At 62.6% G+C, this 12,465-nt stretch carries 1 protein-coding gene; it reads left to right on the top strand.

The annotated features are described in order from the left end of the window. Window positions 1–65 precede the first annotated feature (65 nt). Window positions 66–12,410 (top strand): SDR family NAD(P)-dependent oxidoreductase, encoded by a 12,345-nt coding sequence (locus AB7M22_RS14010; protein WP_454186749.1) that lies wholly within the window; start codon window positions 66–68, stop codon window positions 12,408–12,410. Window positions 12,411–12,465: the final 55 nt, after the last annotated feature.

The following is a 12,465-nucleotide window of genomic DNA, read 5'->3' as shown; positions in this document are numbered from 1 at the left end:
TCGGGCAGGGCGCACAGCATAATTCGGTGTTGCAGCACTATCAGAACCAGGGATTGGAGAAAGCAGTGGACAGTAAAATCAGGGTTCTGCACGGCAAGATCCAACGGCAGGAAATCAGCATCGAACAAGCGGCGCTGGAATTCGAGAAGCTCAGAGTCGACGCTCGCCACGATGCCGCACCGCGTCTGATCGAGGCGCCCCCGGCCAGCGCCGGACTGATCGCTGCCGCTGTCTATCGCCATGACGAGCCGTGCCTGCGCGATCACCAGTTCAATCGCCAGCAGATCCTGTTGGGGCTGACCTATGCCAGCCTGGCGCTGGAGCACGGCCTGGGTCAGCTCGCCGACGGCGAAGCGCTGCAACTGAAAAAACTGACGTTTGCCGCACCGATGGCCCTGGCCGAAGGCGAGCAGCTTGAAGTGGCGATCCGTGCCGCTCAGCCTGGCTTCGAGGCGGTATGCCGGCGCACGCCGCTGGCGCCCTGGCAAGTCGTGGCCAGTGGCGAATTGTCGGCGGTCGCTGTCGAACGCCAGCAAGTAGCACCTGCTGAACTCATGGCCGGGATGACGGCGGTGGAACTGGCATCGATCTACCAGATCAGCGAGCAGATCCACATTGGTGAGAGTTATCGCACCCTGCAAGCGCTCTACCAGCAAGCGGACCGCAGTCAGGCGCTGTCACGGGTGTCGCTGAGCGATGCGCGCCAGTACGGTTTGCATCCATTGCTGATCAACAGCGCTTTCCTGACCATCGTTCCACTGCTGGCCGGGGAACAACTTGCCAGTCATTACATTCCCCTGGGCATCAAATCCCTGACGTTTCATCAGCGCCAGGCACCGGCAACCGGCTGGATCCATGCCCGTCTGGTGAAGAACTCCGGCGAACTGGTGTTGTTTGACGCCGAGCTGTATGGCGACGACGGCGCATTGATTGCCCAATTCAATGGCTGCTCGTTGAAGCGGCTGCGCGGTGCCAGTCTGGTTGATCAGGCTGAGCCGCACGCCGTAGAGATTGCCGGCAGCAGCGCTGCGCTCGAAGACTATTTGCTGTCCCAGCTGCACGCCATCGGCGCCAGTCAGGTCGGTAAAAAACAACGCCAGCGCAACCTGATGGACCTGGGGCTTGAGTCTATGCAACTGGTCAATCTGGCGCAGCGAATCGCCAGCGCAGCGCTGATCGAGCTGGAACCCACGGTGTTTTTTGAATACCCGAGCATCGCTGAACTGGCAACGTTTCTCTGGCAGGAGCACCGCATGGCGTTCAGCCCGTTGCTGGGCGAGCAGGGCAAGACGAGCGAGGTTGCCCCGGTGACTGAACCCGGCCTCACGACCGGCCCCATGACCGAGCTTAGGGCTGAACAGCCGCAGACCGATATCGCCATCATCGGCATGCACGGGCAGTTCGGCGAGGCCGCCGATCTGGATCAGTTCTGGCGCAACATCTGGCAAGACCTTGAACTGATCAAGCAGGTGCCGGCGGACCACTGGGACATCACGCCCTGGTTCGATGCCGATCCCGACGCCAAGGATAAAACCTATTCGCGCTGGGGCAGTTTCATCGACGACGTCGACAAGTTCGATGCCGGGTTTTTCAACATGTCGCGCCGCGAAGCCCAGTGGATGGACCCGCAAGTGCGCCTGCTGCTGCAAAGCGCCTACAGCAGCGCCGAGAATGCCGGGGTGATCCAGCGCTTGCGCGGCAGCAATACCGGGGTGTTTATCGGTTCGTGCTTCAACGAGTACGTCGACAAGATCAGCGAACTCGGCCTGCCGATGGACCCGTACATCGCCACCGGCAGCGGCACCATCGCGGCCAACCGGATCTCGTTCTGGTTCGACTTCAAAGGCCCGAGCCTGATGTTCAACACGGCTTGCTCGTCGTCGCTGGTCGCGCTACACGCCGCCTGCGTGGCGTTGCGCAACGGCGAGTGCGGGATGGCCTTTGTCGGTGGCAGTAACTTGCTGCTGTCGTCCTGGCACTACCGCTATTTTTCGGCGATCCGCGCGCTGTCACCGACGGGGCGTTGCCACACCTTCGACGCCCGCGCCGACGGCTATGTGCCGGGTGAATGCGTGGCCACGCTGCTGCTCAAACCGCTGGCACAGGCACTGGCCGATGGCGACCCGATCCATGGTGTGATCAAGGGCTCGGCGGCGCTGCATGGCGGTTACACACCTTCGCTGACGGCGCCAAGTGTGGCAGGCGAGGAAAACGTGATCGTGCATGCCTGGCAGAACGCCGGGATCGATCCGCGCACCCTGAGCTACATAGAGGCCCACGGCACGGGCACCCGACTCGGCGATCCGATCGAGATCAATGCACTCAAACGCGCCTTTGCGCGCTATACCGACGACCGGGGCTTCTGCCATATCGGCTCGGTCAAGGCCAACATCGGTCACACCGAGGGTGCAGCGGGCATCGCCGGGGTGCTCAAAGTGTTGCAGCAGATGAAACACAGGAAGCTGTCGGCGCTGGGGCATTTCAAACAGCAGAACGCCCACATCAAGCTCGAAGACTCGCCGCTGCTGATCGACACCGAGGGCCGTGACTGGCCGGAACAAGACACACCGCGACGAGCTGGAATCAGCTCCTTCGGTTTTTCCGGCACCAACGCCCATGCGGTGCTGGAGGAATATCGCGAGCAACGCGCGTTCGCCACGCATCAGGGCCAGCAGGTGCTGGTGCCGGTGTCCGCACGCAATGAACAACGTCTGCAAGAGCAGGTGCTGCGGTTGCTGGACCACCTGAAGCAACACACGCCGGACCTCGCCGCACTGGCGTACACCCTGCAAACCGGGCGGGAGGCGATGGCGGTGCGGGCGATTTTTACGGTCGACAGCCTTGAACAGTTGCAACACCAACTGCAAGCCTGGATCGCGGGCGAGCGCGGTGGCGTCGTTGCCGCGCCGGTCATGAGCGCCGAGCAGGCCCTGGCTGCCGCTGACCTGCGGCAACTGGCGGCGCTGTGGCTCGCGGGTGCTGACGATGAGGACACTATCGACTGGGCGCAGCTCTATAGCGCGAACCGGCATCCTGCACGCATCAGCCTGCCGTGTTATGCCTTTGCCAAGGAACGCCACTGGCTGGAAGCACCGACGATACCCGCCGTGGCAGAAGGCACGTTGCTCACGTACACCGAGCAATGGCTTTCGGTTGAGGAGCCGGTTGGGGGGACCGGGATCAAACGGGTGATCTGCCTGTTGACTGAGCCTCGTCTACGCCAACAACTGGCCCGCGAAATCCACGCCCTGAGCCCGCACACCGAGCTGGTCTTTATCGCTGCCGCTGACGCCAATGGGCGCGACGAGGAGGGCCATTACCGCGTTGCGGCGCACGACCCGCAACAGTTGCAGCAAGGACTGCAACAGGCGCTGTCCGCCCACGATGGTTTTCGGATTCTGTACTTGTGGGGCATGGATGACCGACGCTGGATCAGCGACAGCAGCCCTATAGTCGCCTTGCTCAAGGCCATGGCCGCCACCGCGACGCCCATCGACCGCTTGCTGCTCGCTGGGCGGGCGGGCGATGTGCTTGAACGCTGTCACCTTGAGTCCTGGATCGGCATCGAACGCTCGCTTGGCGCGGTGATGGATTGCCCTGTCGAAGTGGCCATCGACTTGCCGCACCGTGACGCCGACGACAGTCGCTGGCTGCGCCGTGTGTGGCTGCAACTCAGCGGCAAAGCGGCCGGTAGCAGGTTGTACCAGGACATGCTGAGCCTGCGGCCTGTCTTGACGCCGACCCTCGCCGAGCCCACCGTCGAGCCGCTGACGCTGGAGCAACTCAATACGCTGCTGATCACCGGTGGACTCGGCGAGCTGGGCTTGCTGCTGGCGAGCGAACTGTCGAACCAGGCCAGGCACCGCCGCAGCGGTCAACTGCATCTGCTGCTCAACGGTCGCTCGCCATTGTCGACGGCCACACAGGCGCGAATCGATGCACTGAGCCATGAGCGTTGCAAGATTTTCCATGTGCAGGCCGATTGCGCCGACCGTATCGCGATGACGGCTGCATTGGCCGAGATACTGCCGCAAAGCGGGCCCATCGACGGCCTGATCCATGCCGCCGGCCTCAAGGCCAGCGGCAGTGTATTTGTCAGTTCGGCGGCTGATTTCAACGCGGTGCTCAACGCCAAGATCAAGGCCACGCAGGTGCTGGGCGAGGTGCTGTCGGCGCAACCGCTGGCATTGATCTGCCATTTCTCCTCAAGCTCGGCGTTGCTGGGGGATATGGGCGCTTGCAGCTACGCAATGGCCAACCGTTTCCAGCAGGCCTATGCGCGTTATGTCCAGACCGGGCGCACGCGGCGGGTCGTGGCGATCAACTGGCCGCTGTGGCGTGACGGCGGCATAGCGGTGGGCGAGCGCGAGTCGACCGAGTTCTACCTCACGTCCAGCGGTCAGCGGATGCTGGAAAGCACCGAAGGCCTGGCATTGCTGCGTCGGATTGTCAGCAGCGACGTCGAGCAGGTATTGGTGCTGGCCGGGCAACCGGCGCGGTTGCAGCAGATGGTCGCCGGGATCAATGAACCGACACCAAAAGCCACAGCTGAAACACCGTCAGTAAGTCCGGTACGCAACCTCGCGCACAGCCGTCCCGAACTCAAGGGTTTGAGCCTTGAGCGGTCGCTGCTGTGGGACCTGCGGGAGTTGGCGAGCCGGCCGCTGAATGCCGAACGCCAGACGCTCGGCGAAGACACCAATCTGGCCGATTTCGGTTTCGACTCCATCAGCCTGGCGGAGTATGCCGGTCTGCTGAGCCGGCACTTGGGCCTGAAGTTGACCCCGGAAGTATTTTTCAGCCATTCGACCCTGGCAAAACTCGCCGGGCATTTGCTGGCGCAGTATCGGCAAGCGGTTGAGGCCTGCTACTTGCGTACCGTGGCCAGCGCGCCTGAACCGGTACCCGTGGCAACTAGCACCATCACCTCAAGCCCGGACACCGACGCCATCGCGATCATCGGTATCAGTGGTCGCTTCCCCGGCGCCCGCACGCCCGATGAGCTGTGGCAACTGCTGGCCGAAGGCCGCGACCTGGTCGGCGAAATACCGGCTGAGCGTTACGACTGGCGCGAGCATTATGGCGACCCGCGTGAGAACCCGGCCAAGACCCGCTGCATCTGGATGGGAAGCGTGCCGGGGATCGACGAATTTGATCCGCTGTTTTTCGAGATTTCACCGCGTGAGGCAAAAAACCTCGATCCCCGACAGCGTCTGCTGTTGCAGGAGTCCTGGAACGCCCTGGAAGACGCCGGTATCGGCCCGCGTCAGTTGGCAGCGCAGCGGGTCGGCATGTTCGTCGGCGTCGAGGAGGGCGATTTCCAGCGACTGGCTGGCGAGGAGAGCCTGACCTCCAGCCATAACGGTATTCTGGCGTCGCGGCTGGCGTATTTTCTGAATCTCACCGGGCCGACCATGGCGATCAACACTGCTTGCTCGTCGGCGCTGGTGGCGCTGCATCAGGCGGCCTCCAGCCTGCGTAACCACGAATGCGAGATGGTCATCGCCGCCGGCGTCAATCTGATCTTCTCGCCAGACGCCTTTATCGGCATGACCCAGGCCGGAATGCTCTCGCCCGATGGCAAATGCTTCACCTTCGATCACCGGGCCAACGGTATGGTGCCGGGCGAGGCAGTGTGCTGCGTGTTGCTCAAGCCGCTGTCCCGGGCCGAGGCCGATGGCGACCACATCTACGGGATTTTGCGCGCCAGCGGCATCAACTACGACGGCAAGACCAACGGCATCACCGCGCCCAGCGGCGTTTCCCAGCAACGCCTGCTGGAAGACGTTTATCGCCGCGCCGGAATCGACACCCAGGCGGTGGACTACATCGTCACCCACGGCACTGGCACCCAACTGGGTGATCCGGTAGAAATCAACGCCCTCAACGATGCGTTCCGGGGCAATACGGCGGGCCATTGCGCGCTGACCTCGACCAAGACCAATCTGGGCCACACGTTTGCCGCCTCGGGGCTGGTCAGCGTCATCAGCCTGTTGCAGGCGTTGCGTCACGAAACTATTCCGGCGAGCCTGCATTGCGAGCAGGAAAACGACTATATCCAGTGGCAACAGAGCCCGTTCTACGTCAACAAGGCCAACAAGGCCTGGCCGCAGGCAGGACGCGATCGTGAGCGGATCGGCGCGGTCAGTGCCTTCGGCATGAGCGGCACCAACGCCCATGTGGTGTTGCAAAGCTACAGCCCACAGCACGCTGGCGCGGCGCTGCGCCGGCCTTGCTACCTGCTGGTGCTCTCGGCCAAAACCGCCGAAGCCTTGCAGGAAAAAGCCGCGCAATTGAACGTGGCGCTGGAGCAGGGCGGTTACCTTGATCAGCAGTTGCCGTCGATCAGCCATACGTTGCTCGAAGGCCGGCACCACTTCCGTTATCGCCTGGCCTTGGTGGCGGCGGACCTGGAGGAAGCGCGCTACGGCCTGCAACGTTATCTAGCCGGCGAAAAACGGCCCAACCTGTTTGGCGGCGAAGTCGAGCGCGAATTTGCCCCGCGCAAAACCGTTGCGCGTTATATCGAGCAGTTGCTGGACGACAGCCTCAGTGCCGATGAAAACGAGCTGCGCGAGCTGTTGTCAGGGCTGGCGGACTGTTATCGCCAAGGCTATGATATCGACGGTCGGCGGCTGTTTGTGGCGACGCCGCCGCGTGTATCGCTGCCGGGTTATCCGTTTGCCCGCGAGCGTTATTGGCCCGAAGTTTGTCAGCGCTCACAGCCCGATGCTGGCTCGGGTGTGGCGCGACTGCACCCGTTGCTGCATCGCAATATCTCGACCTTGGCACGTCAGTGTTTTGTCAGCCGCTTCAGCGGTCGCGAGACGTTTCTGGCCGATCACCGGATCGGCGAGCAGTTGATTTTCCCCGGCGCCGCTTATCTGGAAATGGCTCGCGAAGCGATTGTCCGGGCCAGTGAACTGCCAGCGCAGCACATCACGTTGCGCAACATGGTCTGGTTGCGGCCACTGGCCTTTGCGGTGGCCGGCGATACTCGCGAGGTCGAGCTGTTCTGTGAGTTGACGCCCAGCGCCGGTGACAGCCTGTCCTTCAGGATTTACAGCTTCGATGGCACTGCGCAGCAACTGCACGCCCAGGGCGACGCGCTGCTGGCAACCGTTGCCGCCGCCACGCCGCCAGCGCTAGAGCTGGCGCAACTGGCGGCTGCCTGCAACCTCGGCGAGCGCAGCCATGAGGCGCTGTATCGCGACTTCGATGCCATTGGCGTGCATTACGGCAAAAGCTTTCGCGCGGCCGGGCAGATCCACATGGGTCGCGACCGGGTACTAGGTCAGTTGTCCGGCGCAGCGCTTGATCCGAAGATGGACGGCGTACTGCTGCCTCCGGGCATCCTTGACAGCGCGCTGCACATCGCCGCCTCGCTGGGCAGCGGGCAACAGGCTGCTGCCGAACCGGCGCTGCCGTTTGCCCTGGAAAGCCTGCGCCTGTATGGCTCGGTCGAACAATCGCTGCGCCTCGGGCCGCTGACGGTAATCGCGACTCGACGTGCAATGCCAGACGGCGCGGCAATTGAGAAAATCGATCTGCAGATCTGCAACCACGCTGGCGAATGCCTGCTGCAACTGGAGGGCTTCAGCTCGCGCCGGACCGGCGCTGAACAGACACCGGCCCAGGTCACGCCGCAGCCCGGCGAAGCCCTTGGTCGCCTGATCCGCACCCCGTTCTGGCAGCCCCTCGACAGTCCCGGCGAAGCGCTGCCGGCTGATGTTCGGCCACACCTGTTGCTGTTGGGACTGCCGGATGCGGTGGTGGCCGAGTTGCGTCGGCAGTTCGGCGGCCAGGTCAGCGTCTTGCCCGGTGCACCGGGCGAAACCAGTGCAGCGATTTACCAGACGGCGGCGCTGGCGCTGCTCAAGTCCTTGCAGCAACGGGACGCCAAGGCGGGCGACTACCTGCAACTGTATGTCGGCCAAGGCCAGGATGACCTGCGCCTCAGTGCACTGGATGCGTTGCTGAGTACCGCGATGATTGAAAACTGCGAGTTGAAGGTCCGACTGGTGGCGGTGGACCCTGACATGGGCGACACGGCGATGAGTCTCGTGATCGCCGAGCAGAGCCGCTTCCATTGTCAGCAACGGGTGCGGATCTTCGCCAATGGCAGCCTCTACGGCAGCCAGTGGCGCGAGCTGGCCGCAGAATCGGCGCCACACCCTGAGCCGGGTCCATTTCGCGATGCCGGTGTCTATGCGATCACGGGCGGTGCCGGCGGTCTCGGTCTGATCTTCGCTGAACAGATCGCCAGCAGTTGCCGCAACCCGGTGCTGTACCTGGCCGGGCGCTCGGTCCTGAGCTCGCCTGCGCAACAAAAGTTCGAGCAACTGGAAGCGCTCGGCGCCCGTGTGCTTTACCAGCCACTGGATGTCAGCGACACAGCGGCCGTCAGGCAGTGGATTGACGGCATTTACGCCGAACAGGGCGCCCTGCACGGGGTGATCCACAGCGCGGGGGTGATCCGCGACAGTCTGATCATGCACAAGTCCGCCACTGACTTCGAACAGGTGCTGGCGGCGAAAGTCGCCGGTATCGAGGCGCTGGACCGGGCCATCGGCGAGCGGCCACTGGATTTTCTGCTGTGCTGTTCTTCCCAGGCGGCGCTGGGCAATCTGGGGCAGGCGGACTATGCCTGCGCCAATGCCTGGATGGACGCGTTCATGCACTACCGGCAGAACCTTGCTGCCGACGGCAAACGCAAGGGGCGCTCGCTGAGCATCAACTGGCCGCTGTGGCGCGGCGGCGGCATGCGCCTGGCGCCGGTGATCGAGCAGCAGATGCGCGAGCAGTTCGGCATCGTGCCCATGCCGCTGGAAGAAGGTATCGACAGCTTGCGGCAACTGTTGACGCACTCGGTCAGCGCGCAGGCCTGGGTGGTGTATGGCGAGTCATCGCGGCTGGCGAGCATTGGCCAGACAACGCCTGCTCAACCTGCGGCAAAACCAGCGTCGCAACAGGCAAGCGCAACGACGAGCCTCAGCGACAGTGAACTGCGAAAGCACATCGAAACCTTTGTCACCCGGATCATCGCCAAGGTCACCCAGATCGACGCAGCGAAAATCCATCCGGCGGAAAAATTCGAGGTCTATGGCTTCGATTCGATCATGGCGGTGGGCGTGACCAATGAGCTGGAAAAACACCTCGGCTCGCTGCCCAAGACCCTGCTGTTCGAGCACGTCAACATTGCCGGCATGGTCGATCATTTCGCGGTGAAATATCGCGACCGGTTTGCCGCGATGTTCGGTGGTGATGAGCCGCAGGCGGCGCCTGCGCCGGTCGTCCAGGCGCCTTCAAGTGAGCCAGTATTCAATCGTTTCGCACCTGTCACGCCTGCCTCCACTGTGCAGGTCGAAGACAGCGACCTGGCGCAATACGTCGCCGTGATCGGCCTGGGCGGTTATTACCCCGGCGCGGACAACATGGACCAGCTGTGGCAGAACCTCGCCAACGGCGTCGACAGCATGAGCGAGTTCCCTGCCGAGCGCTGGGACCACAGCAAGCTCTACTACAAGAACCGTGACGTGCTGGGCAAGACCACCTGCATCAACGGCTCGTTCATCAAGGACGTGGACAAGTTCGACTACAGCTATTTCAAGATGCCCAAGGTCTATGCCGATCACATGTCGCCGGAAGTCAGGCTGTTTCTTCAAGCGGCGGTGCATACCTTCGAAGACGCCGGCTATTCGCGTGAAACCCTGCAAAGCCGTTATGGCGGCAACGTCGGCGTGTTGCTGGGCGCCATGACCAACGACTATCACTACTACGGCTTCGAGCACAATTTGTCCGGTGGCGCCATCGCCTCCGGTTCGGGCATGGCCACCATCCCGATGACCGTGTCTTATTTCTACGGCCTGACCGGGCCGAGCCTGTTTATCGACACCATGTGCTCGTCGTCCTCGACCTGCATCCACACCGCGTTCCAGATGCTGCGCCACGACGAGACCATGATGGTGCTGGCCGGCGGCCTGAACCTGATGTACCACCCCTATACGGCGGTCAATACCTCACAGGGCAACTTCACCTCGATCACCTCCGAGTCGGTCAACAGCTATGGGGTGGGCGCCGACGGCACGGTGATCGGCGAAGGGGTCGGGGCGGTGCTGCTCAAGCGCCTGGACCGGGCGATTGCCGATCGCGATCAGATCTACGGCGTGATCAAGGGCTCGGCCATCACCAATGCCGGTGAACGCAACGGTTTCAACGTGCCCAACCCGGACCTGCAAACCCTGGCAATCCGTCAGGCGATGGAGCAGGCCAAGGTGCACCCGTCGTCGATTTCCTATGTCGAAGGGCATGGTTCGGGCACGCGGCTGGGGGATCCGATCGAAGTACTGGGGCTCAATAATGCGTTCAGCCGCGACACCGACGACAAGCAGTTCTGTTACCTCGGCTCGATCAAGTCGAACATCGGCCACCTGTTGGCCGCATCGGGCGTGGCCGGGCTGACCAAGACTCTGTTGCAACTCAAGCACGGGCAGATTGCGCCGTCGATCCATTCGGGCCTGCTCAATCAGGACATTGATTTCGCCGATACGCCGTTCATGGTGCCGCAGCAGTTGACGCAATGGCGGCGCCCGGAGCGCGTGATCAACGGTGAAAAACAACAGTTTCCACGTCGTGCCGGGCTGACCTCGATTGCCGCCGGCGGCATGAACGCGCACATGATCGTCGAGGAGTATCCGCAACCAGAGGACAGCGCCGGGCAGATTGTCGATGACCGCCTGGTGTTTGTGTTTTCGGTGCACAAGCTCTCGGTGCTGGTGGAAAACCTGGCCCGTTTCAGAGACTGGCTGGCGAGCAGCGAGGCGTCGCTGGCACAGATCGCCTATACGCTGCAGGTCGGCAAGAACAACCTGCGCAACCGCTTGGTCATCCGCTGCGACAGCCGACAGGCGCTGCTGGACACGCTGACCGCCTGTATCGACGGGCGGTACGGCAGCACGACGTTCTACCGCTTTCAGGAAACCGATGCGGCGCAGTTACCAGACACGGACGGCCCATTGTCGCCGCTGCTGAGCCAGTGGCTGAGCGGCGACAATAATGTCGATTGGGCAGGCCTGTATGGCCAGCAGCCGCAGCGCATCAGCCTGCCGGTCTACGCCTTCGAAAAGAACCGCTGCTGGTACACCGAGCCAGGCTACGAGTCGGCAATCATCAATCCACTGTCATTCACTCGAAAACTGCACCCACTGGTGGCCGAGAACTGCTCGACAACCCAATCGGGCGCGCTGTTTCGCACCGACTTCGTCCCGGCGCAATTGCTTGATTACGTTTACCGGGCGCCAGAGGGGCAGCGTATCAGCGCCTTCAACTTTGCCGACGTCGCGCTGGCGATGCCGGCGCTGGTGTCGCGGTTTGACGGGTGCACGCTGTCGGTGTCTTGCGCGTTCGAGCACTTTATCGCCGACTGGGCGACGGTCAGCGGGCTGGCGTACCGTTTGCTGGAAATTGATGACGGGCAGCTGGAGCTGGAGTTCGATGTGCGGCGTCAGGGCGAGCAGTCGGTCAACCTGGGCTTTGCCCTGATCAACCCGTTGACCGGCAACGAACCCGCACTGGCGCAGTCGTTGCTGGACGCGGCCAGTGAGCTGTTGAATGGCCGGTCGGGGCACAGGGGGGCCGCCGATGTCAGCCAGCGACTGGCACAAGCCGGTTACGATTTTTCGCCGTACCTCGACAACCAGGGCGAGTTGGTCATCAGCCGCAGCGGCCTGTTGCTGGAAGGCCGGCCACCGGTCAATCGGCACAATCACCATGCCGACACTCTTCAACTGTCGCCGTATCTGGCGACCACCCTCGACAAGGCGTTTTACCTGTTGCTCGAAGAGCTGGGGCTGCCGCAAGGCCGGGTCATCGTGCGCAATATCGAGCAGCTGTGTTGCTACGAGCAGCCTGCTGGCCAGTTCTCGGTGATCCTGACGCAGATCGGACTCAACGCTGATGCACTGGCGTTCAGCGTGCTGGTGCTGGATGAGCAGGCGCGGATTTGCCTCAAGGCTGATCGGGTCAGCCTGCATCTTGGCGCGCAGGAACTGGTCAATATCCGCCGCGATCACCAGTGGCTGGCAGGGACCGTTGCAGCAGTCGTTCGGCCATTGTCTGAGCCGACGACGCAGCCTGTCAGCACCCGTTTGCCAGCGCAGGACGGTGATGGCGAATCCGCCCTCAGCGAGCGGATTCTCGCGTTTATCCAGCAAGAGTTGCAGCACAAGCTGGGGTTTGCACCGCAGGAGATTGGCGAGTCGGCCCAGGTTCATGATCTGGGGCTGGACTCGATCATGGTGGTGCAACTGACGGACAGCGTGAACAAACGCTTCGGCACCAAACTGATGCCAGACCTGTTTTATGAAAAGCAGCAACTGGGCGAGCTGGCGGCAAAGCTGCAAGCCGTCTAGAAACCATTCAATTGATCTGAAGAGTTGACCTGGCAGGCGATGCCGCCGGGTAAAC

The organism is Pseudomonas sp. ADAK2 TE3594 (assembly GCF_053628675.1).
The sequence above is the reverse complement of the archived record's forward strand: the minus strand, read 5'-3'. Positions and strand labels throughout refer to the sequence as shown.